Origin of the sequence: Rhizobium sp. Root149, from assembly GCF_001427345.1 — a bacterium.
GTDB lineage: Bacteria > Pseudomonadota > Alphaproteobacteria > Rhizobiales > Rhizobiaceae > Neorhizobium > Neorhizobium rhizoryzae.
Genome location: NZ_LMGD01000012.1, coordinates 840,606 through 863,988 on the forward strand (window position 1 = coordinate 840,606; position 23,383 = coordinate 863,988).

General features: G+C 57.9%; 22 protein-coding genes, 4 tRNA genes and 1 pseudogene. 9 read left to right on the plus strand and 18 right to left on the minus strand.

All coding sequences use genetic code 11. The features are described 5' to 3' along the window. Positions 1 to 99: 99 nt before the first annotated feature. Genes ASD54_RS10935 through ASD54_RS10945 form a run of 3 tightly spaced genes read right to left on the minus strand, consistent with a single transcriptional unit; the run spans position 100 to position 5,547 of the window. Complete coding sequence (locus ASD54_RS10935; protein ID WP_062554811.1) at positions 100 to 3,363, minus strand: error-prone DNA polymerase; 3,264 nt, start codon at positions 3,361 to 3,363, stop codon at positions 100 to 102. After that, complete coding sequence (locus ASD54_RS10940) at positions 3,363 to 4,874, minus strand: DNA polymerase Y family protein (protein WP_062554584.1); 1,512 nt, start codon at positions 4,872 to 4,874, stop codon at positions 3,363 to 3,365. Before ASD54_RS10940 ends, ASD54_RS10935 begins: the two co-directional genes overlap by 1 nt. Further along, positions 4,795 to 5,547 (minus strand): ImuA family protein, encoded by a 753-nt coding sequence (locus ASD54_RS10945; protein WP_062554585.1) that lies wholly within the window; start codon positions 5,545 to 5,547, stop codon positions 4,795 to 4,797. Before ASD54_RS10945 ends, ASD54_RS10940 begins: the two co-directional genes overlap by 80 nt. A 213-nt stretch (positions 5,548 to 5,760) precedes the next feature. Between ASD54_RS10945 and ASD54_RS26570 the strand changes: the two genes are divergently transcribed. Further along, the gene (locus ASD54_RS26570; protein ID WP_156379161.1) at positions 5,761 to 5,913 is read left to right on the plus strand and encodes a hypothetical protein; all 153 of its coding nucleotides are present in this window, start codon (positions 5,761 to 5,763) and stop codon (positions 5,911 to 5,913) included. A gap of 230 nt (positions 5,914 to 6,143) precedes the next feature. Here the strand turns inward: ASD54_RS26570 and ASD54_RS10950 are convergent, their stop codons facing one another. Next, positions 6,144 to 7,862, minus strand: coding sequence for an ATP-binding protein (locus ASD54_RS10950; protein ID WP_062554586.1), 1,719 nt, complete (start codon positions 7,860 to 7,862; stop codon positions 6,144 to 6,146). Further along, the gene (locus ASD54_RS10955) at positions 7,855 to 9,021 is read right to left on the minus strand and encodes an SIR2 family protein (protein ID WP_244484724.1); all 1,167 of its coding nucleotides are present in this window, start codon (positions 9,019 to 9,021) and stop codon (positions 7,855 to 7,857) included. The genes ASD54_RS10950 and ASD54_RS10955 overlap by 8 nt, the downstream gene beginning before the upstream one ends. Positions 9,022 to 9,359: 338 nt before the next feature. On the opposite strand from ASD54_RS10955, the gene ASD54_RS10960 reads away from it, so the two are divergent. Beyond that, complete coding sequence (locus ASD54_RS10960; RefSeq protein WP_062554588.1) at positions 9,360 to 9,980, plus strand: hypothetical protein; 621 nt, start codon at positions 9,360 to 9,362, stop codon at positions 9,978 to 9,980. Here ASD54_RS10960 and ASD54_RS10965 read toward each other — a convergent pair. Both ASD54_RS10965 and ASD54_RS10970 read right to left on the minus strand, forming a co-directional pair. Next, positions 9,924 to 10,124 (minus strand): hypothetical protein, encoded by a 201-nt coding sequence (locus tag ASD54_RS10965; RefSeq protein ID WP_156379162.1) that lies wholly within the window; start codon positions 10,122 to 10,124, stop codon positions 9,924 to 9,926. The genes ASD54_RS10960 and ASD54_RS10965 overlap by 57 nt on opposite strands. Before the next feature lie 4 nt (positions 10,125 to 10,128). Further along, a complete protein-coding gene (locus tag ASD54_RS10970) occupies positions 10,129 to 10,443 on the minus strand; it encodes a hypothetical protein (protein ID WP_156379163.1) in 315 nt (104 codons plus the stop codon). A 910-nt stretch (positions 10,444 to 11,353) separates the two neighbouring features. Here ASD54_RS10970 and ASD54_RS10980 point away from each other — a divergent pair. Beyond that, the gene (locus tag ASD54_RS10980; protein ID WP_062554592.1) at positions 11,354 to 11,536 is read left to right on the plus strand and encodes a hypothetical protein; all 183 of its coding nucleotides are present in this window, start codon (positions 11,354 to 11,356) and stop codon (positions 11,534 to 11,536) included. Here ASD54_RS10980 and ASD54_RS27265 read toward each other — a convergent pair. Further along, positions 11,461 to 11,687 (minus strand): annotated as a pseudogene (locus tag ASD54_RS27265) (hypothetical protein). The gene ASD54_RS10980 and the pseudogene ASD54_RS27265 overlap by 76 nt on opposite strands. 167 nt (positions 11,688 to 11,854) lie before the next feature. Here ASD54_RS27265 and ASD54_RS10990 point away from each other — a divergent pair. Next, a complete protein-coding gene (locus tag ASD54_RS10990) occupies positions 11,855 to 12,637 on the plus strand; it encodes a GIY-YIG nuclease family protein (protein ID WP_200958462.1) in 783 nt (260 codons plus the stop codon). A gap of 2 nt (positions 12,638 to 12,639) precedes the next feature. Here the strand turns inward: ASD54_RS10990 and ASD54_RS10995 are convergent, their stop codons facing one another. The 7 genes from ASD54_RS10995 to ASD54_RS11025 all read right to left on the minus strand — a co-directional run bounded on the left by ASD54_RS10995 (position 12,640) and on the right by ASD54_RS11025 (position 17,696). Then, on the minus strand, positions 12,640 to 13,506 hold the full coding sequence (locus ASD54_RS10995; RefSeq protein ID WP_062554594.1) for a hypothetical protein: 867 nt from the start codon (positions 13,504 to 13,506) through the stop codon (positions 12,640 to 12,642). Next, positions 13,503 to 14,669 (minus strand): DNA cytosine methyltransferase, encoded by a 1,167-nt coding sequence (locus ASD54_RS11000; protein WP_062554595.1) that lies wholly within the window; start codon positions 14,667 to 14,669, stop codon positions 13,503 to 13,505. Before ASD54_RS11000 ends, ASD54_RS10995 begins: the two co-directional genes overlap by 4 nt. 92 nt (positions 14,670 to 14,761) lie before the next feature. Then, positions 14,762 to 15,214 (minus strand): very short patch repair endonuclease, encoded by a 453-nt coding sequence (locus ASD54_RS11005; RefSeq protein ID WP_062554596.1) that lies wholly within the window; start codon positions 15,212 to 15,214, stop codon positions 14,762 to 14,764. Between the two features lie 98 nt (positions 15,215 to 15,312). Next, a complete protein-coding gene (locus ASD54_RS11010) occupies positions 15,313 to 16,074 on the minus strand; it encodes an HNH endonuclease (RefSeq protein ID WP_062554597.1) in 762 nt (253 codons plus the stop codon). 329 nt (positions 16,075 to 16,403) lie between these two features. Further along, a tRNA-Pro gene (locus tag ASD54_RS11015) sits at positions 16,404 to 16,480 on the minus strand. 167 nt (positions 16,481 to 16,647) lie between these two features. Then, positions 16,648 to 17,118 (minus strand): DUF192 domain-containing protein, encoded by a 471-nt coding sequence (locus tag ASD54_RS11020; protein ID WP_062554598.1) that lies wholly within the window; start codon positions 17,116 to 17,118, stop codon positions 16,648 to 16,650. Next, entirely contained in the window at positions 17,118 to 17,696 is a 579-nt protein-coding gene (locus ASD54_RS11025; protein ID WP_062554599.1) for a cold-shock protein, read from the minus strand. Before ASD54_RS11025 ends, ASD54_RS11020 begins: the two co-directional genes overlap by 1 nt. Positions 17,697 to 17,909: 213 nt before the next feature. Between ASD54_RS11025 and gloA the strand changes: the two genes are divergently transcribed. From gloA to ASD54_RS11050, 5 genes are all read left to right on the plus strand, one after another. Further along, positions 17,910 to 18,350, plus strand: a complete 441-nt coding sequence (gene gloA, locus ASD54_RS11030) for a lactoylglutathione lyase (RefSeq protein ID WP_062554600.1) — start codon at positions 17,910 to 17,912, stop codon at positions 18,348 to 18,350. 104 nt (positions 18,351 to 18,454) lie between these two features. Next, positions 18,455 to 19,036: a hypothetical protein gene (locus tag ASD54_RS11035; RefSeq protein WP_062554601.1), complete on the plus strand. Its 582-nt coding sequence runs from the start codon at positions 18,455 to 18,457 to the stop codon at positions 19,034 to 19,036. Positions 19,037 to 19,170: 134 nt separating this feature from the next. After that, positions 19,171 to 19,245: transfer RNA gene (locus ASD54_RS11040), tRNA-Glu, on the plus strand. A 230-nt stretch (positions 19,246 to 19,475) separates the two neighbouring features. Then, positions 19,476 to 19,550: transfer RNA gene (locus ASD54_RS11045), tRNA-Glu, on the plus strand. A gap of 171 nt (positions 19,551 to 19,721) precedes the next feature. Beyond that, a tRNA-Glu gene (locus ASD54_RS11050) sits at positions 19,722 to 19,796 on the plus strand. A 35-nt stretch (positions 19,797 to 19,831) separates the two neighbouring features. Here the strand turns inward: ASD54_RS11050 and recJ are convergent. The 3 genes from recJ to ASD54_RS11065 all read right to left on the minus strand — a co-directional run bounded on the left by recJ (position 19,832) and on the right by ASD54_RS11065 (position 23,343). Next, positions 19,832 to 21,634, minus strand: a complete 1,803-nt coding sequence (gene recJ, locus ASD54_RS11055) for a single-stranded-DNA-specific exonuclease RecJ (protein ID WP_062554602.1) — start codon at positions 21,632 to 21,634, stop codon at positions 19,832 to 19,834. 90 nt (positions 21,635 to 21,724) lie between these two features. Beyond that, positions 21,725 to 21,937 carry a hypothetical protein gene (locus tag ASD54_RS11060; RefSeq protein ID WP_062554603.1) on the minus strand — a complete coding sequence of 71 codons (213 nt, stop codon included), beginning with the start codon at positions 21,935 to 21,937 and terminating at the stop codon, positions 21,725 to 21,727. Between the two features lie 86 nt (positions 21,938 to 22,023). After that, entirely contained in the window at positions 22,024 to 23,343 is a 1,320-nt protein-coding gene (locus ASD54_RS11065; RefSeq protein ID WP_062554604.1) for a homoserine dehydrogenase, read from the minus strand. Between the last annotated feature and the right edge of the window lie 40 nt (positions 23,344 to 23,383).

The window sequence follows — 23,383 nt, forward strand, 5'->3', positions numbered from 1 at the left end:
TTTGCCTCGAGTCGATCCAACCTCCGGGGTTTCCCACTGCCTACCGAAGAAAGTTATGACTGAGCTAGTGCTAGAAAGTCAAATTCGAGGCCACCCGGGTTAATGAAAATTTCGGGCCTTCACTTTCAGCGTGTCGATGTGCAAATCCCTGACATAGATGTCTCTCGCCTCCGGGATCGGCTTAGGTCGATCTCGCGCATCCCCGCCCCCATGCGAGCCGTGCGCGAATTCGTCACCACGCCCGCTGGGGTTTCGGAACTCGGTATCGCGGTCAGCAAGCGCGGCGAGATCTCCAGACAAGTCATCGAGCTGCCGTGCGATCAGATGGACGACATCACCCTCTCGCTGGATCTTGCCTTGGATCGCCATCATGGATGCTCCCAGCACCACGCGGCGGCGCCTCTCGAACAACGACGGCCAGACCACGATGTTGGCAGGCCCGGTTTCGTCCTCGATCGTAATGAACATGACACCCTTCGCGCTGCCCGGCTTCTGCCGGACTAGCACCAGCCCGGCGACGCATAGCCAGCTCTTGTCGCGCGCGTTCATCGCTTCGGAACAGGTGACGATACGGCGCGCGGTCAGATCCCGACGGAGGAACGATATCGGGTGCGCGCGGAGTGTCAGGCCAACGTGAGCGTAGTCCTCGACGACGTTGTGTCCTTCCGTCATCTGCCTGAGGGCTACCTCCGGCTCCTGCTGCTCGGCGATGACCTTCATCTCCCGCTCGGCCGCCGCCACAAAGAGTGGAAGCGGTTCGTCACGCAGTGCTTTGATCGACCACAATGCGTCTCGGCGTTCGAGACCGAAGGCTGGTCGAAAGGCATCGGCTTCTGCTAGCTGCACGAGTGCCTCCGTCGGGACTTCGGATCGCCTCCACACGTCGTCCACGGATTCGAACGGCCGCTCGATCCGGGCCGCGATTATCCTCGCGGCGTCGGCAACGGCCAGCCCGGACACCTGCCTCATGCCGAGCCGGATAGCGTGTCGATGGGTGTCAGGTATCTCTTCCAGGGTGCAGTCCCACCGCGAATGCTTGACTGAGATTGGTCGGACCTCAACGCCGTGCTTCTGGGCATCGCCGATGATTTGGGCAGGAGCATAGAAGCCCATGGGGAGACTGTTCATGAGCGCCGCGGCGAATGCATCCGGATAGTGGCACTTGATGAAGCAGGATGCATAGGCGATCAGAGCGAAGGAGGCGGCGTGGCTTTCCGGAAATCCATAGGATCCGAATCCCTCAAGCTGCGAGAACGTCTTCTCCGCAAATTCCGGTGTGTATCCGTTCCGCACCATGCCGCTGACGAGTTTGTCCTTGAACCGACTGACCCCTCCGGTGAATTTGAAGGTCGCCATGCTCTTGCGGAGCTGATCCGCCTCCCCGCCCGTGAACCCAGCGCAGACCATGGCCACCCTCATCGCGCTCTCTTGAAATAGCGGGACACCCAGGGTCTTTCCGAGTACCGCCTCCAATTCCGGAGTTGGGTACTCGACAGGCTCCTTGCCCTCGCGACGGCGAAGATACGGGTGAACCATGTCGCCCTGGATAGGCCCCGGCCGAACAATCGCCACCTGCACAACAAGGTCATAAAATGTCCGAGGTTTCAGCCGCGGTAGCATGGCCATCTGCGCCCGGCTTTCGACCTGGAAAGTGCCGAGTGTGTCTGCCTTTCGGATCATGGCGTATGTCGGGCCGTCTTCCTGTCGGACCTTTGCGAGGTCGAGATCTTCGTGCTTGTGCTCCCGGATGAGATCGAAGGCCTTCTGCATGCAGGTGAGCATGCCGAGGGCCAGTACATCGACCTTCATCATCCTCAGGGCCTCGACGTCGTCTTTATCCCATTCGATCACCTGCCTGTCCTGCATTGCCGCCGGCTCGATCGGCACGAGATCATCCAAACGGCTCCGCGTGAGGATGAAGCCGCCGACGTGCTGGCCGAGGTGTCGGGGCGCACCCATCAGTTCCCGGGCGAGCCGCAGGGTCATGACCAGGCGGTAGTCGTCAGGGTTAAGGTTGAGCTCGCGGACATTGCGCTCGGTGATCTCCTCCGACCATGACCAGAGACCAGAGGACAGCGCCTTCGTCACATCCTCGGGCAGGCCCATAGCCTTCCCCACATCCTTGATAGCTCCCTTCGCCCTGTAGCGGGTGACTGTGCAGACAAGCGCCGCCCGGTCGCGGCCATAGGTCCTGTAGATCCATTGGATGACCTCTTCGCGCCGTTGGTGCTCGAAGTCGACATCAATGTCCGGCGGCTCGTTGCGCTCCCTGGACACGAACCGCTCGAACAGGAGGTCGTTCGTTTCAGGATCGATCGACGTGATCCCCAGGATGTAGCAGATCGCGCTGTTCGCGGCCGATCCCCTGCCCTGGCACAGAATGCCTTGGCTGCGCGCGAAACGGACGATGCTGTAGACGGTCAGGAAGTATGGCGCGTATTCCATCTCCTTGATGAGATCGAGTTCGTGGCGGACGGATTTCAAGACGCTTTGAGGCAGCCCCTCGGGATAGCGATCCGGAATGCACTCGCGAACGCACTGCTCGAGGGACTGCTGCGCGTCCAAGCCTTCGATCAGTGCCTCTTCCGGGTATTCGTATGTCAGTTCCTCAAGGGAGAACTTGCACTGGTTCACGATCTCCATCGTTCGCTCGAGAGCTTCGGTGTAGCGCGGAAACAGGCGTTCCATTTCCTCCGGCGGCTTGAGATAGCGGTCGGAAAAGCGCTCACGGTCGAAGCCGACAGAATCGATGGTGGTGCCTGTGCGGACACAGGTGACGATATCCTGGAGCTGCCGACGCGATGGCTCATGGAAAAGGACATCGTTGGTGACGACCGTCTTCACCTTGAACTTCGCCGCCATGTTCGACAGATCGTGCAGCCTCATCTGGTCGTTCGGCCGCCGTCTGAGGCTGAGAGCTCCATAGGCCCGGCTGCCGAAGGTCTCCTTCATCTTCCGGAGTTGCACGGCGCACGCTTCATCCGGGAGGTCGGGAACGAGGATGCCGATCAGGCCTTCCGCATAGAGTGCCACATCGTCCAGATGAAGAATGCAGTTGTTCTTGCCGCCTCTGCTCTTCCCAACAGTGAGCAGACGCGTAAGCCGTGAGTAAGCTGCCTTGTCGGTCGGGTAGACGAGGATGGACATGCCATCCTGCAGATCCAGCCGACAGCCGACGACAAGGCGAAGCCCGGTCGCCCGAGAAGCCTCGAGCGCCCGCACGATCCCCGCCAGCGAATTCCGATCCACAACCCCGATGGCCACGATGCCGAGATCCTTGGCGGTGGCGAACAGTTCGTCGGCGGAGGAAGCGCCCCGCAGGAAGGAGAAATGGGTCGTGACCTGAAGTTCCGCGTACCGCATCAGGCAAAGATCCCGTGCATGAACCATTTGTGGGAACCCGTTTCAGGATCGACGCCGTCACCGGACCGGAAGATCCAATAGCGCTCACCCTCATCATTCTCGATGACGAAATAATCGCGGACGGCCTCCAGCTCTGTAGGCCGCTTCCACCACTCGCCGAAAATGCGTTCGGGGCCATCGGCGCGCTTCACCCGATGTCGCTTGCCGCGCCACGTAATGCTTGCTGGCGGGTAGTCTGGCATCAGCGCGATCGCCTGGATCTGCTCCGGCCGCTCGAAGAGCCGCACGGGCCTGCGCCAATGGCCAACCCAGGAAACCGAGACTTCTTCTGCCACAGCCGAAATCCGCTGAACGCTCCGCTCGGGCACGTCCGACGCGTGCGGAGCGACACGATAGACCCGTTGCCCCCGGTTTCCGAAGATGTCGATCAGCGGGGTCATGTCGTCGCTCTTCTCTTCAATCAGCGATGAGGCTTTCTGCTCCTCCATCAGGGGTTCGGCTGCCACGGCCACGAGGACGAGCTTCTCGATGCCGAATCCTGGTTCGATCTTTTCCGTACGGTCGCGGAATAGCTTGGTCAGCCAAGCGACGTCGCGCGCAGGTTTTGCGGTCCCCGCGCGGATCGCCTGGATCGTGTTGTCGACCTTGTGCACGATGAGATCGGTCCTGCGGGCACCGAGGCCACGTTTTTCGAGTTCGGCAACGAGCTGCACGACGAGCCTGCCAACGTACTTGTTGATCGTCTCGGCCGCGCCGATAGGCTCCTGGAAAGATCGCGACACCTCTACCAGGTTGGCTGTCCGGATTGGATCGATCGGCTCGTTCGTCCGTCCGAACATCTGGTCGAGGCGGCGACCGACTTCTGGCCCGAAGCGCAGCGCGATTGGCGCTCGTGGGGTGTTCGAAAGTTCCCCGATCGACTGGAAACCGAGAACCCTGAGATCCTGAACGACCTTCTCCGGCAGCCTGAGCAGTGAAATCGGCAGCCGTTCGACGGCTCGGACGATCTCGCCGCGGGGAACGATGACGGTATCCCGATTAATGGCCCGGACGCATGCGTGCGCAGCGCCCCAGGTGTCGGCGATCGCTACCCTCGCCGTGAGCTTCCTTGACGTGAACATGTTCACGATCCCGGTGATCATCGGCAGTTCGCCGCCTTGTAGGTGATCAGCGCCTTCCGTGTCGAGGACGAGGCCATCGATGCCGTCGACGGCGACGATTGGTGAATAGTGCCCGAGCGCCCAGAGCCCGAGACGGTCAAGCGCCAAGGCATCCGCGACAGGATCGGCATCGACAAGCATGAGGCCGCGGAATATTGCCTGAGCCTTCGCCGCAGGCATGCCGACACGGACGCCGATCTTTCGTGCGGCGGCATCTGCTGAGGAAACCCAGCGCTTGGACCCGGACTTGGCAATCACCGCGATGGGCTGTTCAACCGGAATAGCGGGATCGTCGCGCCTGATCCTGTCCGTCGGAAGATCCGGAAGATAAATGGATACGACCCTGCTCATCACATGCTCCTACGCGGAACTCTTTGCACTCTCCTGCACGCGATCTCATCAACTCGAGGAACCATCGAGGCCGCCCGATGCCGGGAACCGGAAGCTCCTCTGATGGCAGGACGCTCACCCTCCACCTGGTCGTCGAAGCGGTCGGCTGCCCGAAATCGTTGGCCTCGGTCTGCCGCCGCCATCTCCTCACCGCCAGCGCGATGGTTCCAGTCCGCTCCGCGACAAGCTGGAGTCTTCTGCTCACCACCATTGGCAGCCGGACCATCTCGCCCACGACGGCGCCACAGCCTCCATAGGAGATCGCTTCCTCCATGTTCGCACCGACATCTTCCTCCTTGTCGGACTCGACGAAGATGACGCGGTCAGGATGCAGGCCGACCTGAGCCAGCGCTGGGAAGAAGAGATCAGGCCTCGTCAGACACCATATGATCGGCCCCTTCGTCCGAGCGGCGATCCCGGCGGCGAACAGGGCTGCTGCCGCGCCGTCGACAGTGCCGGACCCCCCACCTGCAAATTCATGGAGAGCTCCGTGCGCCAGACCGCCGCCCGGAAGAATGTCGTCGATCTCGGTAACCCCGAATGGAAGACTGCCACACCTCTTCACGCTCTCACCCGCGATGGAAGAGATGCGCTCACGCAGATCAGCAAGGACTTGATCGCGGACAGCCGACATCGGTCGCGGAATCCTATCGGTTCGCGTTGCTTGTATATGACGACATCATGCCGCCCAGAATGCTTTATGTTCTTCTTCTGTTCCTACATAAGAGCTGAGTCAAGCCGCTCCAAATTAGGAATATCGTCACATCAATTACCGATTTCGCAGATTTTCTTTTTGAATCAGCTCGCTAGGACGTCCCGATAAGTGACCGCCTTTATTGAATAAATTTTGGTTGACACCCGAAAGGAAGGACAGCGTGCCGTCGAACGGGAGCAATCGCCGCTCGGCTTGGCATCCACACTGCGGCAAGTGCGGGACGCTCTGAAGGAGAATGCCGAGCCTTCGGGCAACGTGGATCGCGAGACCGAACCGCAGTTGTGAAGAAGCATGGAGCCAGTGTGACCTTGGCAAGGCTGCGCAGGATCACGGCAATGGGGTGTGACCGGATGGTCAGCGAGGATGGCGATCGGTATGGAACGCGTTTTCCCGGTGTGGAAGAGGTAGCGGCTCGTACGAAGATGGGCGTACTGCTGATGACGTTATCGAGATCGGAATGCGTGGTAGACTGGATACACAATCCTCGAAAGTCCTGCTTGCAATCCGCAGTGAGTCTAAGCTGACATCCATGTCATATCGACGTTCTCCTCAAGACGCGGCTTGTTGACAGGCTGATTGAGAATGATGGGCATCGGCATGATGGAATCCGCGCCGACTATCAGCGCCTCGCCATCTCTCAGATTCGGCAGGAACGCTGCCGTTGACTGGTCGAGAACACCACTTGCGTTGATCACCACCAATTGGTCTCGCTCGTTGATGAGGCGGTGCACGACGAACATACCTATCTGCGACAGGACGTCTTCGGGGACGTCACGCGGTCGCTGCGTGGCGAGAAGGCAGGTCAGGCCATACTTTCTACCTTCCTTCGCGATAAGACCGAATGCGTCGAGCGTAACTTTGTTGTTTTCGTCTCCGATGCTCTTGTTAAGGAACTGGTGAGCCTCATCAATCGCGACGACAAGCGGCACCTTCTGGAAATCGCCGTTCCTCGCCCGACCGAGTAGATACCTGCCGATCGCATTCACCACGAGTTCGCGGGTGTGCTGCTCGAAAGCCAGATACCGCATCGAGACCCTGAGAACCGCAGTGTCAGGATCCGCCAGGAAATCTTCGATCACCTTGGTAAGATCGGTCATGTATTCCGGCGGGGCGAATATCGGCACCATTGGCTGCGACTTCTGAAACGTGGTGATCCGCATACAGAGAGTGATGCAACTGTCGTAGGAATTCTGATGTCTGCCGCCCCAGTGGCTTTTCATCCCATCCTTGTTTGACGTCGGATAAACGCATTCCGCCAGGATCTGCGGAACAAGGTCTTTGAAACTGAAAACTGCGGACGGCGCGTGCAACGCACGATCGTGCGTAACGATCGCACGGTTGACTGGTTTCCATGGCCGCTCCTCTTTGATCAGGATGCTCGAATCCACATCAAGAAGCTCAGGTTCAAGTTGAACCAGTTTGAGGCTCTGTAGTGCGTCGCGCAGTTTCGGAGCCTGGACCCCAGGGCTTGGCTGAAGAAAGGCGAACAGATCCATTTCCGTGAGATGGAAATACGGAAAGGATACGAATTCTCGCCCGTCCGCTTCACTGTCCCGGGTCCCTCCGAGATGGATATGCCTGACCCGGCCTTTGAGCGTGTGATACTCGCCGGTGGGATCGAGAAGGATTACCTTCCCACCGCGTTCGGCTACTTGCTCGACGAGTCGCGCCGTCGACCAGCTCTTGCCGCCGCCTGTGGTTCCAAGAACCGCACAATGCCTCCCGAAGATCGACGCGGGGGACAGCGAGATACGCGTCTCGGGCGCCCCGCTGAGGTGCCCGATCTCAATCAGACCGCCCTTCGTGCCTTTAGTGGAAACAATTGCGTGGCGAACGAAATCCGGGTGCGCGAGATAGACATAGTCTCCTACCCTCGGCACCTCACCTATCCCGCGACTCGACTGATTTGAATTCAGATCAACCGAACCGAGGAGCTTTATCATCCCGATCGGATTGGCGACCTCATCACCTTCGTTTCGTTCCGGCTCGACCGACAGACGGTCGCGATCGGGAAGTTGTATCTCCGTGATGCGGCCTATGATGGCGCTTCCGAAGGATTCGATTACGACGAACTCGCCCACCTGTCCTCTGGTAACACGGTGCCCGGCATACTGAGACGGAGCCACTTCGGTTGCGAAGGGAAAGTTCACCCGGACCCCGAGCGGGCTGACGCGCGAGACGGAACCCAGATAGCGGGAACGTTCGAACGGGTAGCTAGGAATTGGTTCAGCCATTTACCCGTCCCATGTTTCGGACGCGCTCGGCATGTCGCTCGAGCTCTGTCTCTGCGATGACGTCCGGGACCATGGGAACGAGTTCCTCGAACTTTCCCGCTATTAAGGCGAGCCTCGCATCCCCGTTGTCGATCAGTGTCCCAACGGCGCTCAAATAGCTGTTACTTTTCGCGCCGCCGTCGCTGGATTTCTCGATGTCGGGATTTACCACTACGACGTTCAGCGACAGGTTGGCTTTGATCGCGCCGAGTATGGGCTCGGATATGTGCTTGTCATTGAACCCGAATCCGATGACGAGGAGTGTGGTGTTGGGCGTTCGGAGGGTCGCTTGGAAGGTCCCCATCATCTCGATGTAGGGCTGGCTGAATGACAATTCGTATTTCGTGGATTTAGGGTAAATCAGCAGTGGTTTCTTGGTGCCGGGCCTCTTGGCGATCTGTCCGGAGTTCTCGTTGAACTCCCAGTCTATCGATCCGTGGATCTTGTAGAGGTGAAAAAGGTTTTCGATGAAATCTGACTTCTCCTCTCCTGCGGCACGACGCACGACGTCATAGGAAAACTGCGATGAGTCAAAATGTGCCTCGCTCCCAAAGGCGAAGCCATCGACGACGACGAAGGCAGAGCGCCTTGCTGCAGTTTCGAAGCAGGCATCGTAGTTCGTGGTGAAAATCTTCGTCCGGGCACGTCGCGCTGATCTGCGTGCCACTCTTCGCAGGAATGCCTCATGCACTGGGACTTCGATCGTGTCTTCCATGAAGTCGACCTCATCGCGGATGATGCCCTCCGCGATATCAAGAAGCGCGCGCACACTGGTTGCATCCTCATCGGGGAGGAATTCCGCCGCCGTCGTTGCCCGTGACATCAACTGTTCGAGATCCTCTGTGTCTTCTGCGACGTTCGCCAGTGTCACAAAGGATTTCCACCGTGCGCCCTCAACGGCGCCTTCGGCGATGTCTGCGGTGTTGAATATCTCCTTGATCCTCGACAGCAGATCCCACATCGTCGGGGCCACTCGCTTTCCATTTTTGAGGACGCATAACGAAGTCCCGAGACCGGTCAGGATAACGAGGTTCTGCGCCCGGACTGCGGAAGATAAGATGCGCCGGATGTCGGCGGTCGCCGGATCGGGCCTGTCCTCTACTGGCTGCTGGACTTCCATCCAATCCCCTGCACCCTGTGAGCTCTTGATCTTCAAAGCCGATTCTCCCTGTGTGCATAAGTCTTGCCATGAGCCCTGGCGATTGCAACCTGACATAGCGATGATCGCCTACCTTAGTTAGGCGATCGCCGTATGGTACTGCAGAAAGTAGTTCGGGCCATGATGTAACGCGACCGCTCGCGTCACAGCGGGTATCTGACACGACCTTTACTAGAACATTTTGGGAACAAGGTGATGGTGGTATCGGGTATCCGGGCTCCTTCGTTCAACGTCACCGGCCATCTTGTCCGTTGCGCTGCCTAGACCCATGATCCTCTCAGAACAAATGGGAGGACAACATGTTCAAGGACAAGTTTCAGTGGTGGAATCCATTTTCGTGGCTCGAGGCGGTCATGCAGACGATCGGCGGCATCCTACATAGGATCTTCGCCTTCTTCGGCATGATGTCTCCTCCTTCGACGGGCGGGCACGAGAACGTGCAGGTGGCCGATGTCGACGACGCAGAAAAGGTTGCCAGAGAAGCGCAGGAGGCCATCGACGCGATCGTCGCCGACATGTCTCTAGCGCAAGTCGTCCACGCATACTGCACGGCCTCGGAGGACGCTCGGAAGGCCATCGACCTGACGAAGCTCTCGGTCGATCAGCAGGACTGGCTGCTGCGGCTGTCGGATGCCGACCTTGCGATGCTCGGTCGTTCCGGTGAAGCAGCCTGCGGACGTAGTGTCGAGGTCTGCAAGCTCATGCTCAATCGCCAGAGGCTGCGATCTGACGAAATAGAAGCAGCACCGCAAGTTCTCAGTATCCCCGGAGCAGAGCCGACCGTCGACGAGATGACGCAAGACGAGAAGCGTGAACACCTGCGGGAGTTCTTCGCAGACCGCCACGGTGAGCTGTTCCTAGCGTCAGGTATTTCCAACCTGGATCCGAAGTTCACGCCCGGCGGCGCCACCGTCCATTGATACTCCGGCATCGCCAGCGATCTTGAAGCCGCCCCTGACCGCGCGGTTTTGCAGTTCGAAGACGCGCAGCGCCTCCCAGAGTTCCGGGACTTCGTTGATGATGTGGCCCCATCGTTCGGCCATAGCCTGGTCTGACATGTCCATGAGGTCAGCCCGCGTTGCGCATGCGGTCGATGTGCGCCTGGCGCTGGTCGAGAGCCACCCGGAGACGGCGGACTTCCGCTTCCAGGCTAGCGACGTGACGGACAGCGCGGATGGCGACACGACCGAGATCGTCGGCGCGACCGCGTGCTTCGTTCAGCTCGCAGGCATATTTGTAAGCGGCACGGCGCTCCTTGCGCAGCTCGGCGGCCTGACGACCAGCGGCAGCGGCATCCGCCATCGTGGTCGCGATGCCCATGGCGAGAAGACCGAGTTCGAGGCCAGCGCGGCCAGCCGGGTTCTTGGAATCAAAGATCGTCATGCCCATACGCGGAACTCCCTGTGTCAACAATCTGGACCGCAATCGATCGCATCCGGGAATCGGCGTCAACAAGAAGCCCGCGACAACGTTAACGGAGGGCTCCGTTATGCGGCATGGAATTGGAGGCTGACTGCACACTGCGGACAGATGCGGTTGCCGATGTGTTGTGATCCGAACGTCTTTCCGCATGGCATGCATTTCCGCAAGGCAAACGAGTCGGTCTTCTTCGACGCGGAGCGATCCGTGTGGAGGCCAAGGCGGCTCATACGGGTGTGGATCGACTTCAGGCTGTGACCTGATACATCGATCCGGCTCGTCGGCATGTTCGCGGAGACCGCCGCTATGAGCATCTCATCATCGTCCTTCGTCCTTCGTCCACTTCGCCATGCCATATTCTCCTGCTGCAGAAGAATGATTTGACGTCGGCGAGAAGACTGCAAGACCTATCGCTTTATCTTTCCTGTGACCCAGGTGTTGTTACCCTTATTACCGCACGAAGTGCACCGCAGCCGCTGCATGAGGACGGCGATGACGGAGTTACGGCCGAAACGGCGGGCGACCTCCCAGCGATCGACAAATCCTTTATGCGTGAACGCTGCACACTTCCCTCCGAGGAGGTACCAGTTCTCAAAGCTGGGACAACGTCATCCTGTCCACGTCATATGATCGGAATGTTGCGGCCGACCCGTCCGCGCGGGTGGCCGCAGGAACTCCGGGAGCGGCGGATCCGGAGCACGTTCGGCACTCATTCGGTGTCGGTTATTGAGATGGACAAGAACCGTGCCGGGCCGCGCACTGACGGCGGCCTTGAGTGCAGCACAGCTCACGGAGAAATCCGTCGACCTGGATATTGTCTCGAGAAGCTGGCCACCGGCTTCGGGCTCGTCCGTCCACACTTCGACCGAAAGGTGTGCTCCGTGGATCCGGCCCCTCCCGATCCCCGGCGGCTGCCTTCGCCAACGGTGTATCCGGTGCTTGTGACATCGCCGACAAGGTTGATGCCACGACGGTGCTTCATCAGATCCGCTCGTATCTGGGCTTCCATCCACGCGCCATGCCCGACGACATGATGCACGATGCCGTGTGGAGCTGATCAGGGAGGAACCGTCGAGAAGCAGTTCGCGGATCGCCGCCTTCGCGTCTCCATGGAAAGCCTTGAGTACCGACTCGGCGAGATCGATGTCGAAATCCGAAACGGGCACTTCTCCGTCTGTTTCGATGTCGAGGTCGAGCTGTTCGGGCATGTGAACATCCATAGGAAACGAGTCCGCATCAACGGAATTTGTTCCTACTTTGTTCACCTCTCTTCGAGAGTCAAGGGCGTTCCAGAATGACGGGATACGATCGCGTATCGGGCCTGTGGATGGTACCTATGAAGATAAAATGATTCTTCAGATAGGGAATGGCGTTCATGCCCCCGACCAAGCCTAGCAAAACACAAAAGCCAGTCGAGAAGGTCGCCACGACCGCGACGAAAAAGCCGCCGATGGAGACAGACGAACTCCGCCAAGGGATTCGGAGGTTCTTCCGCGAGACTTTCTACGAGAGCAAGACAGTTGCGAAGCGCCCTGTTGGCGGGTTCAAGTGGGGCGTTTACGCGTTCTACGACTATGATGGCGAGCCGATCTATGTCGGTCAGACCAAGGAGAGATTGTCCGGGCGTGTCAGCCGCCATCTGACGAACCAGAGGACAGACGCGGTTGCGATGTCGGTCCTGGATCCCTTCGAAGTCGCTGACATCGAGGTCTGGCCGCTTCCCCAGTTCGAAGGTGTCGGATCGAAGCACCCAAAATTCAAGACCGCCAAAGCCCATCTCGACGCACTGGAGCACATGATCTTCACGCGCCTCCGCAAGCAGAGCCGTTTCGGCGTGATTCTCAACGAAAAAGATCCCCCGGCTCCGACCGTAAAAACCACGGAACCGAAGTCGTTCCGGGGTACGATCTTGACCGATCAAATCAGAGAATTGCGCGGCCATCCGGACAGCAGATTGGCGCGCAGGGCCTTAACCGTCTCGAAGCTCGCACAGGTGATCTCCGAGCGAGAACTCAAGGGCTTGGGCCTCAGGCGTGTTCTGCTGGCTCAATCAAGCCGGATGCGGTGGCTGGCTGAGCAGCGCTTCCTTGCCTTGGGTGGTGAAGCCGGAGTCGAGGTCGGGGCGGAAGACGAGGACTCTATGGATACAGAAGACTGAGTTCAGGTTCTTTTTATCGGCGAAGGCGACGAGGCCTTTACGACATTTCCATCACGCCTGATCGTTGTTGTCCTGACTGTTTCCACGCCTTGATATTCCACGGCGATGCCGACGGAATGCAGGTGGTGATCATTTCCGCCGAAGCAGTTGTGAAACGCCTTCAGCAGACTTACCTGCTCCAGCGTCTGAGGTGCGGGGTTCGGATTGTTCCTCGGCGCCGGAATTGATCCGGGGAAGAGATATATGCATGGCGGAGGAAGCTCGTAAGGCCCGATCGTCGTCACAGGAGCACCTCCGACGGCGACCTTCGGACACGGCCTGCCTATAGTTCCGCACGCCCAGTCCCAGATTATCAGTCCGTCCACGCGCTGGCTGCGAGAGATGATCTCCGCCGAGAGACGCGTGTGAATCCCTGACCACGCGTTGTGTGGCGGCGAAGCGCCTGGGTTCGAACAGACACTCCATATGACGAATTCCTGCACGTGCGGAGGTCGTTCGAAGATGTTGGTATTGTTGCCGTCGAGGCAGCCCTTCAGTTCGATGGCTGCCTTCTTGCCGTCGAGCAGTTCGACAACATAGTCGTGACGGTTGTTCTCACCTGCTGATGTCCATTCCTTGATGGCATTCTGATCCTGCATGTAGTTCAGGACGTGCCGGACGAACTCACGCTTCTCGGACATCGTCGCGGAGTACTGACCACGTACGCGCTCAACCGCACCGCGGAACAGACCGGAATTATAGAACTCCTTCTCGTCGAGCCCGTGATCGCCAAGCTTGTGCGCTTCGGTCTTCAAGACTTCGGCGAAGACTTCGATCTGTTTCCGTAGATCAGCGTTGGCAATGCAAGGAATCGGCGAATCAACGGTCATGCAACATAGATCTCTTGAGATGATTCGTCTGAAGAGAGTTGTACACCCGCCAAAGGCTCTAGCAAATGTTGCGCAAGAAAGCGGACAACAGGCACAGCAACGCCATCGCCCATAAGGTGATAGGCTTCATTGTAACCCTTAGGAAGCTTGTAGGTTTCCGGCATGCCCATCAGTCGTGCGGTTTCACGGGCGGAGATCAGACGGCTGCGCACGGTGCCGCCGTCAATGACGATGATGGTCTGACGAGACGACCCGCCCGCAGGCGTGCGGAGGCAGCCAGCAATATCATCAAATCGGACCTCAGCACGAACACCCCGACCTTCAGCGTCCTCGCGCGTGCGCTTGTAGACACCACCCACCATACGACGGACAGCGCGCTTGGCGGCCTCGACCTTGGCACGGTTCAGGGGTGACATGGAATCGAGAAGCTTCGCGGTCTCTGTTTGCGTGTGCCATTCAACTGAAGTCGGGTTCTCTTCGATGATGTCTGCGAACGTTGAGGTGCGCATCTGAGGCATGGACAGATTCCACCATACCCAGTTCTTCATGGCCGATGCAGGAACGCGCTCGATGGCGTTGCGCAGACCGCGCGTATGGAACGGCATCGTGGCACCCGGAGCCACCAGAGCGGAATCGATCTCGATGTCGTCACGCACTCCGATCACAAACAGGCGTGGGCGCGACTGCGGAACAAAGACCGCAGCATCGATGACGAGCGCGCCATAGCGGTAGCCGTGGTCGGTGAATGTCTGACAGATAGCTGCGAAATCCTTGCCGCCATGCGAGGTCAAGGCGCCGTTCACGTTTTCCAGCGCGATGACGCGCGGAGCGCGGCCGTCCTTCTTCAGCTCAGCAATGATGTCCCAGAACGGATAAAAGGTGCCGCTGCGCTCGCCACGAAGCCCTGCGCCACCGCCCGCGAGCGACAGATCCTGACAGGGAAACGAACCCCAGACGAGATCAGCGATGCCCGGGAGCTTGTCGATGGTGACTTTGCGGATGTCGCCGACTTCCAGCTCGCCGCCGAGTCCCCAGTTGAGTTGGTAGGTCAACGCCTTCTTCTTGTCGAAGTCATTGGCGAACGCGCACTTCCAGCCCTTGCCGAGGCCAGCGCGCGCCATACCGGCGCCCGCGAAGAACTCGTAGAAGTTGGGCTTGGACATGATCACTCCCGATTCTTTTCCACAGTTTATCAACAGGCTGCCTGTTGATAAACTGTATTAGTTTACGTTTTGTTCTCTTTCCAGAGATTAATTCATGAACTCCTGCCGGACGAGGCCGGAGGCGGCAACCCGAAACTTGATGGACCCCCAAGATACTTGGCAAGTTGGGCCGCCAGTGCGACTCGGTCCTTCAGTTCGCATTCCCACACCGTCAGAACACTCCACCCGGCTTGTTCGAGGCTTTCGACGTTCTGGGCATCCCGCTCCCTGTTCCGGCCGACCTTCGCCGTCCAGTACTCCTGACGGGTGGCTGAGATCCGCGCGCCGCGCTTGCAGTCATGCCCGTGCCAGAAGCAGCCGTGGATGAAGATGGCCTTCTTCCTTCCACCGAAGACGATATCGGGCTTGCCAGGTAGGTTCTTGCCGTGCAGCCGATATCGGTAGCCCATGGAGTGCAACAGGCGCCGGACTTTCATCTCAGGCGTGGTGTCCTTCGACTTCACGCGGGACATCGTCCAGCTTCTGTGCTCGGCCGTCTCAGTCATCGTGGCTCCAGCGGTACCGCCCCGGATACTTCGTAACCTCCTGTCCGAGGGGCACCTTGGGCAATCCGATCTATGGTTGAATGCAATTCAACCAGCTCTTACCGACGCGTGATTGCTCTCTGGTACAACCTCGAAACCGATTGCAGGCTTGCTGCCTTCTTGAGATTGCAGGGCTCGCACAACAATTGCAGATTCGTCACGTCGTTGGGACCGAATCGCGCAAGCGGGATGATGTGATCATATCGTTCGGTCTCGAGTTGGTTGATCATACCCGCCAAGCTGCGTTTGCAGTCTCGACACTCACCCTTGTCACGGTGAAACACTGCGAGTTGAGCCCACGCGGGTACGGAGACCCGCTTCAAGGTTCCCACCAGCGTTTTTAAGTCGGTGCCAAACCCAGTATCTCGAATGTAGTCGGCACATAGACCATTAAACATTTCAAGGAACGCGACGTCGTTAAACAACACATGGAAAACTTCGTCGGCAAGCTCCTCCAGAGCGTCCTGGTAGCGATCTGATTCGGAAGTGAATTCATAGAAGGCTTCCTCGTCTTCAAGATGTTCGGAAGCGTGAGGCACGTCATAGATTTTCAGGAATTCCAACAGGAATTCAGGTTTGACGATCCCCAACTGCTCAACTTCTTCGTGGAGGATTTCTGCTACTACCGAAGTGAGAAAGTGGTGAAGATTTGTGAAACGGTGAAACGGTCGCATAAGTACCGTCGTCTGCATATCACCCAAGATATCCTCGACCCCCTGCAAGTAGGATCCGCAGTTTTTCACGACGTTGTAGGCAACGTTCGCGAAGTAGTACGTGCTAAACCCTCGAGCTTGATAATAATGCCGCTGCTTGTCGGTCACTAAACCCCCACCAACGTTTCCCGAATCCTAGTGATGTGCACATCATCACTAAATCACCGGAACCTGCACACCAAAATTGCGTGTGTATGGATCCGTCGGTCGCAGTGCGCCCTATTTCCTCCGCCCAAACCTAAGGTCTCACCAGGCATCACTGCCCGAGCATGTGCCGTCGAAAAGGGAAATCTCGCAGCAAGCCAAGGCTGATGTTGGACCGCGCACCCAGGGAATCCGCGCTGGCGGTAATCGTACCGTTGGCGGTGCTGTTGGCGGTAAGCTCGCACAAGAACTTTAGGGAATTCTTGTAAGCCCTGCCCCGTAGGGGAAGGGGATGGTCGGAGTGGAGAGATTCGAACTCCCGACCCTCTGGTCCCAAACCAGATGCGCTACCAGACTGCGCTACACTCCGTTCCGCCGATGTGTGCGAGATACACGCTTCACCCCGTGTCCGCAACAGCAAATTTCACTTTCTCTCTCAAATTCACAAAGGCATTTTCAGATTGCCATCCGCAACATAAGCAAGGCGCCAAAACTGGCATGAACTGGCGCCGAGCGCTTCGATGCAAATCGGCTTACTTATCTCGCTTTTCCAATTTGCGGACTGAGAACCTTGTTACCAACCGCGATGTTGCGCGCCTTCACCGCTCCGCCATTCAATTCCAGCACATACTTGACAGGACCGCCCGACGACAACGGAGTCTCATCATGTGGTTTGGCTCCCTCATGGATCTTCCGGACGATTCCTTTGTCGTCAATGAACAGCATATCCAGGGGGATGAGCGTATTCTTCATCCACATTGCGACCTCTCTCGAGGAGCCGAAGTCGAACAACATGCCTGCATCGGCAGCCATCTTTTCGCGGAACATCAAGCCTTGCTGTCGCTGGGCCCCGTCGACTGCAATCTCAACTGTAAAGACCTGGGGGCCTGACGCCGTTTGAATCGTCAGCTGCTCGATTGGGAACTTCACTTGCGCCGAGGAAGGCATCACCGAAAACAGAAAGAGCGCCAATAAGGCGCTCGTAAACTTCAATACGTATTCAAACATCAATGTGCCCGCGATACGATGGAGGGACCGTCCGGATGAACTTCAGCAGCCATGAGACCTTTGTCACCATCTCCGTATCGGACCAGAACAACCTGTCCCGGACGCAGCTCGGTGAGCCCAAATCGCCGAAGGGTCTCCATGTGGATAAATATATCTTCCGTGCCCTCACCGCGCGTCAGGAAGCCAAAGCCCTTGGTACGATTGAACCACTTCACCAGTGCACGCTCCAGCCCGCTGGTCGGCGTGACCTGAACGTGCGTGCGAATAGGTGGAAGTTGTGACGGATGGACTGCGGTCGACTGATCCATGGAAAGGATCCGAAACGCCTGGTAGCCTCGATCACGCTTCTGGATCAACGCTACGATCCGCGTTCCTTCCAGGATGGTCTGGAAACCATCCCGACGCAGGCATGTCACATGCAACAGCACGTCCTGCATTCCATTGTCCGGTATGATGAAACCAAAACCTTTGGCAACATCGAACCATTTCACGACGCCGGTGATTTCGATCAGTTCAACCGGATCTACTGCCAGATCCTCGAAACTGGCAATGCCTTTCGATGACATTCTATCCGCCATTCTGTCAGCCCCTGGTTTACGCGTCTACGGAGTCACGGTTAACTGATTCTTAGAAGATAAGTTAACATTGAGCGGTTCGTCCAGCGCAAGTCCTCACTTCTTCATTTTCCCGGCCTTTTATCGCGAAATCGCCTTGTCTGAAGCTGTCCAGCGCCCATATCGTGACAGGAAATTTCCATCCATGCACATTAAGACTGAAAGGCTAGGCGATCCATGCGCTATCTGCACACCATGGTCCGCATCAAGGACCTCGATGCGTCACTTGATTTCTACACTCGAATCTTCGGCCTCACGGAAGTCAGACGAACCGAAAATGAAAAAGGACGCTTTACGCTGATCTTCCTTGCTGCGCCGGAAGACGCTGAGTCTGGCACCTCCGTAAAGGCTCCTCTGCTTGAACTGACCTATAACTGGGATACGGAAGATTATCAGGGCGGACGGAATTTCGGCCATCTGGCCTACGAAGTCGACAATATCTACGAATTCTGCCAGCAATTGATGGACAAAGGCATTACCATCAACAGGCCGCCGCGCGACGGAAACATGGCGTTCGTGAAGTCGCCCGACGGGATCTCCATCGAGTTGCTTCAAAAGGGTCCCGCGCTCGCACCCGCCGAACCTTGGGTCTCGATGCAGAATACCGGGAGCTGGTAAACGTCGGAGGGTATCCTACCCGCATACCGCTGCGCCCGCCAAGCCTCACGCAGGATTGCGCATGCAAGATCGATCCGAACAACAGACAGGGTCGATAGTCGCACATGTCAAAGTCAGACACATCATTCACACCCGGCGTTCGACGCGGTTTCGTCATCGGCGGGGCCTTGCTGGCTTGCTCGATGCTGAACAGCTGCACGAGCCTGATGGCGAAGGCACCAACCGAACAGGCAGTCGCCTCTGCGGAACCAGAGACACGTGGACTACCCCACACACCTGCCTCCTCCCTGGCATCGCCGACAAAAAGTGCCGCCTATACTGATCCACTCGTTTCCAAGCAGCCACCACCGGCGAAACAGGCAAGCGCAAAGCCCAGCTCAACGCGGGCGGCTCTGCCGCAAACCCCAGCGCCGAAACAGGCTGAATTGTCGACCCAACAGCCCCCAGCGCAAGCACCACAGAACAGCCTGGCCAATGTCATTCAGCAGCCAACTGCGGTGCAAGCTGGACAAAACAGCATCTTCGCAATTGCAAATGCGAAGGTTGCCGAAGCTCAGGGCGTTCCGGCTTATGCCCCTGTCAAAAACATCAACCCCATGGCCGGCAGCGTGTTCAGCGCACGCAACAGCGGGGTCGCTCAGCCAATACCGGGCTCAGGAACCCCAGACAAGAACGGCCTTTGGTAGAACCGCACACCTTCAGGTTAATCCCTGATATCATTGCGTTTTACCCCATTCAGTTACGGTCGTATTTTTTGTCAGTTTTGTGAAAAAGGCACTTGCGCTTCCTGCAACGCACCCATATAAGAGCGCCACAGCACGCGCCCTTCGTCTATCGGTTAGGACGCCAGATTTTCATTCTGGAAAGAGGGGTTCGATTCCCCTAGGGCGTGCCATCACCTCCCATACTATAGACAGACAATACAGCCTTCCCAAATCGTTCGAGCGCGACATTTCGTTCAGAAGCATTGATTTTGATCGAGCTTCAGCGCATCCCGAGCGGGGTTAGTACCCATTCAATTTGCTGAATCTGATGTCCCGATTTCGTCCTGTGAAAAACTCTCGGTGGACCGGATTTTTCCTCTTGCGAAGTTCGAAATCGTGGCTATAACGGCCCCCACAGCACGCGCCCTTCGTCTATCGGTTAGGACGCCAGATTTTCATTCTGGAAAGAGGGGTTCGATTCCCCTAGGGCGTGCCACTTACTTCAAAAAAGTCCCTTAGTTCAGATAGTTACGTCGGTGGCGTTCATCTTTAACGATGTCGTTTCCGCATGCGATTTCTATCCGGATTTTTGTGGATTTTATTGCTCTTCTCACTCATTTTCCACTTGCGCATCAAACGCCTCGTCCATATAAGGGCGCCACAGCACGCGCCCTTCGTCTATCGGTTAGGACGCCAGATTTTCATTCTGGAAAGAGGGGTTCGATTCCCCTAGGGCGTGCCACCCTCTTCACCTTATCTATGACAAATGTTTGCCGATCAGGTCGCCTTCGCAGCATCGATGATGCGCAGTTGAACGCGGCGGCTACCCTGCCATTGATCGGCACTCAGGCTACCTGCCACATGCAACTGGCTGCCACGCGAAGCGAGCAAAAGCTGCCCGAGTGGCGTATCCGCAGACCGAAATGCGATGCCTTCGAGCCGCGAACCGTCCATTGCCTGAAGAGACACCTTCACATGCGATGTTCCAATTTGGCGGGAATCGACGATGCGATGGGCGGGAATGGCAAAGATCGGCTGGCTGTGCCCTGATCCGAAAGGCCCGGCCTGCTCCAGTTGATCAATCAGCGCAAGCGTGGCTCCCGAAGCAGCAAGCGCTCCATCGATTTTCAGGACATGATTTGCCACCAATGACGGCACGACATTCTCTGCGATGGCTTCGAAATAAGCGCGCAGTTTGCCGAGGTTCTCCTGCTGGACCGTCAGCCCCGCCGCCATGGCGTGACCGCCGCCCTTGACCAGCAGACCTTCCTCTACAGCGCCGCGCACCATTTTCCCCAAGTCGAACCCCGGAATGGACCGTCCAGATCCAGAGCCGCGCCCGGATGCGTCAAACGCGATGGCGAATGCAGGACGCTTGAACTTCTCCTTCAAACGGGCTGCGAGAAGACCGACGATTCCCGGATGCCAGTTCTGGCGAGCGGTGACGATGACGGCGGCGTTTTCGCCTGTCCCGTATTCCGCAATCACCTCGGCCTCGGCCTCCAGCAACATTTCGGCTTCCATGGCTTGCCGTTCACGGTTGAGCTCGTCAAGCTGCGCAGCGATATCCTCAGCCTCGGCACTGTCATTCAATGTCAGCAGCCTGCTCCCCAATGCGGCATCCCCGATTCGACCGCCCGCATTGATTCTGGGACCGATCAGAAATCCGAGATGGTAGGGCGTGACAGGCCCCCCGAGCCCAGCCTTGCGAAACAACGCCGCCAGGCCCGCATTGCCCATGTGGCGAGCGGTAAGCAAGCCTTTGACGACGTAGGCGCGGTTCAATCCCTTGAGCGGAACCACATCGCAGACTGTCGCAAGCGCGACGAGATCCAGAAATCCGAGCAGGTCCAGCGTCTTTGCTTGCTCATGGCCTCGTTCACGCAAGATCCGCGCAGTTGCGACAAGCACGATGAAAACGACACCGGCCGCGCAGAGATGCCCCTGCCCCGACAAATCATCGTTACGATTCGGATTGACCAGTGCCAGACAGGGAGGCAGTTGCGGGCCCATCTGATGGTGGTCGATGACGACTACGTCGCAGTGCTCTTCGGCAGCAGCGGCCAGAGCGTCGTGGCTCGTCGAGCCGCAATCCACCGTAACGATCAGATCCGCCCCGTCGGCAATCAATTGCCGTATGGCGGTTGGATTCGGTCCGTACCCTTCGAAGATTCGATCAGGAATATAGATATGGTCGTGGATCCCGAAGTGATGGAGAAAGCGCGACAACAAAGCGGAGGACGCTGCGCCGTCCACATCATAGTCGCCGAAGATTGCGACCCTCTGACGACGCTCGACGGCGTCAGCAATGCGATTTGCCGCCTTCTCGCAATCCGCCAGACTGTAAGGCTCCGGCATCAGGCGGCGAATCGTTGGGTCGAGGAACGCCGGAGCTTCGTCCGGTTGCACACCCCGGCCGGCGAGCACGCGCGCGATCAGCTCGGGAATGCCGTGGAGCTGCGCAATAGCTAACGCGCGGTTCTGTGCCGCCTGATCAAGGCGCGAGACCCAACGATTGCCAGTGGCGGATTGTTCAACGCCTAGAAATGCGCGGGAAACTGGATCTGCAGGTTCTAACATCGGCCCGAAACTTTGTTGAAGTCAGACCGCTTCTACAGCATTTAAACATTGTTTGTGCAGGTGATTCTCTTTCAAACTCACCTGCACACGTCAATCAAGGGCCATCAAAACCGCACCGGCGCCCAAGCAGATTGGCCAGGTTGCCAATGCAAGGGCCACGCCCCAATGGTGATCGACCTTTCCATCAGACCCGCCAGTCGCGCCAGATCTACCCGTCAGGCTATCAAAAGCACTGACACGGACGGATGAGAGATCGGACTCATCGCTGCCATGCTGTCTTCGAAACGAGATTACCTTGGACATCACAAGCGCCTCCCTCACTGGTGAACCTGTGAGGGAGTGTAAACCTGTTTAAAGTTGATGGCTATCGGATTAACAGGATAGCCGAATCAGAGCGCCTTCGGCCGCTCAATCCGGATCACCTGTGGCTCACCCGAAAGATAATTCCCACCCTTTATGCCAGCCACTGCCTTGCGAACCGAATCTTCCGTTGTGGCATGCGTAACGAGGATGATTGTTTTTGCATCGGAGGCTGAACCACCGTTCGCGCGCTGTACGATCGATTCCAGTGAAATCCCGTTCTGCGCCATCTGAGTTGCCACGTTGGCGAAAACACCCGCACGATCCAGAACGGTCAAACGAATGAAGTACCCACCCTCGTGGCTCTGCATCTGAGCTTGCTGATAGGCTTCCAGAGATGCAGCAGGCTTTCCGAGAACCGGCACGCGTTGCGCGCCGGGACGGCTTTTAGCAATATCTGCGATATCGCCCAGCACGGCGGACGCAGTCGCATTGCCGCCCGCGCCGGGACCGACCATAAGAAGTTCGCCGAGGATATCGGATTCGATCGCTACGGCGTTTGTCACACCGTCCACCTGGGCAATGACCGAGTCATGCGGCACCATGGTCGGATGCACGCGCTGCTCGATACCGCTCTCGGTGCGCTGTGCAACGCCAAGCAGTTTGATCCGATAGCCAAGATCGGCTGCGGCGTGGATGTCTTCGATCGAGATATTTGAGATACCTTCGAGATAGATCTGATCGGCAGCGATCTGCGTTCCGAAAGCCAGCGTCGTCAGGATCGCCAGCTTGTGCGCCGTATCGTTGCCCTCAATATCGAACGTCGGATCGGCTTCCGCATAACCAAGTCGCTGAGCCTCCTTCAGGCAGGCCTCGAACGAGAGGCCTTCCTTCTCCATCCGTGTCAGGATGTAATTGCAGGTGCCGTTCATGATGCCGTAGATACGGGAAATCGTGTTTCCGGTCAGGGATTCACGCAAAGCCTTGATGACGGGGATACCACCGGCGACCGCTGCCTCGAAGTTGAGCAGCACACCTTTTTCTTCTGCAATCGCGGCAAGTTCCACACCGCAACGCGCAAGCAACGCCTTGTTCGCGGTCACGACATGCAGGCCGCGGGATAGAGCTGCACGAACGGATCGATCCGCTGCGCCCTCGGCGCCGCCCATAAGCTCAACGAATACGTCGATATCCGCCTTCTGAGCCATTTCTTCGGGGCTGCCAAACCACTCCGCGCGGGAGAGGTCGACGCCACGATCGCGTGAACGATCGCGCGCTGTGACAGCTGTAATCTCGATGGCACGCCCACACGTTATTGCCAGCTCGTTTGCGCGCGTTGTCAAAATGCGCGCAAGCGAAGCGCCAACGGTGCCCAGACCCGCAATACCGATTTTGAGGGCGTCTGCCATATTCAGATTTCCTATTGATGTGGCTCGGGCGGCAGAACGC

Excerpts from the sequence above, each read along its gene's own strand:
- ASD54_RS10935 (WP_062554811.1), bottom strand. The coding sequence starts at position 3,363 with ATGCGGTACGCGGAACTTCAGGTCACGACCCATTTCTCCTTCCTGCGG.
- ASD54_RS10940 (WP_062554584.1), bottom strand. The coding sequence starts at position 4,874 with ATGAGCAGGGTCGTATCCATTTATCTTCCGGATCTTCCGACGGACAGG.
- ASD54_RS10945 (WP_062554585.1), bottom strand. The coding sequence starts at position 5,547 with ATGTCGGCTGTCCGCGATCAAGTCCTTGCTGATCTGCGTGAGCGCATC.
- ASD54_RS10950 (WP_062554586.1), bottom strand. The coding sequence starts at position 7,862 with ATGGCTGAACCAATTCCTAGCTACCCGTTCGAACGTTCCCGCTATCTG.
- ASD54_RS10955 (WP_244484724.1), bottom strand. The coding sequence starts at position 9,021 with ATGGAAGTCCAGCAGCCAGTAGAGGACAGGCCCGATCCGGCGACCGCC.
- ASD54_RS10960 (WP_062554588.1), top strand. The coding sequence starts at position 9,360 with ATGTTCAAGGACAAGTTTCAGTGGTGGAATCCATTTTCGTGGCTCGAG.
- ASD54_RS10965 (WP_156379162.1), bottom strand. The coding sequence starts at position 10,124 with ATGGACATGTCAGACCAGGCTATGGCCGAACGATGGGGCCACATCATC.
- ASD54_RS10970 (WP_156379163.1), bottom strand. The coding sequence starts at position 10,443 with ATGACGATCTTTGATTCCAAGAACCCGGCTGGCCGCGCTGGCCTCGAA.
- ASD54_RS10990 (WP_200958462.1), top strand. The coding sequence starts at position 11,855 with ATGCCCCCGACCAAGCCTAGCAAAACACAAAAGCCAGTCGAGAAGGTC.
- ASD54_RS10995 (WP_062554594.1), bottom strand. The coding sequence starts at position 13,506 with ATGACCGTTGATTCGCCGATTCCTTGCATTGCCAACGCTGATCTACGG.
- ASD54_RS11000 (WP_062554595.1), bottom strand. The coding sequence starts at position 14,669 with ATGTCCAAGCCCAACTTCTACGAGTTCTTCGCGGGCGCCGGTATGGCG.
- ASD54_RS11005 (WP_062554596.1), bottom strand. The coding sequence starts at position 15,214 with ATGACTGAGACGGCCGAGCACAGAAGCTGGACGATGTCCCGCGTGAAG.
- ASD54_RS11020 (WP_062554598.1), bottom strand. The coding sequence starts at position 17,118 with ATGTTTGAATACGTATTGAAGTTTACGAGCGCCTTATTGGCGCTCTTT.
- ASD54_RS11025 (WP_062554599.1), bottom strand. The coding sequence starts at position 17,696 with ATGGCGGATAGAATGTCATCGAAAGGCATTGCCAGTTTCGAGGATCTG.
- gloA (WP_062554600.1), top strand. The coding sequence starts at position 17,910 with ATGCGCTATCTGCACACCATGGTCCGCATCAAGGACCTCGATGCGTCA.
- ASD54_RS11035 (WP_062554601.1), top strand. The coding sequence starts at position 18,455 with ATGTCAAAGTCAGACACATCATTCACACCCGGCGTTCGACGCGGTTTC.
- recJ (WP_062554602.1), bottom strand. The coding sequence starts at position 21,634 with ATGTTAGAACCTGCAGATCCAGTTTCCCGCGCATTTCTAGGCGTTGAA.
- ASD54_RS11060 (WP_062554603.1), bottom strand. The coding sequence starts at position 21,937 with ATGTCCAAGGTAATCTCGTTTCGAAGACAGCATGGCAGCGATGAGTCC.
- ASD54_RS11065 (WP_062554604.1), bottom strand. The coding sequence starts at position 23,343 with ATGGCAGACGCCCTCAAAATCGGTATTGCGGGTCTGGGCACCGTTGGC.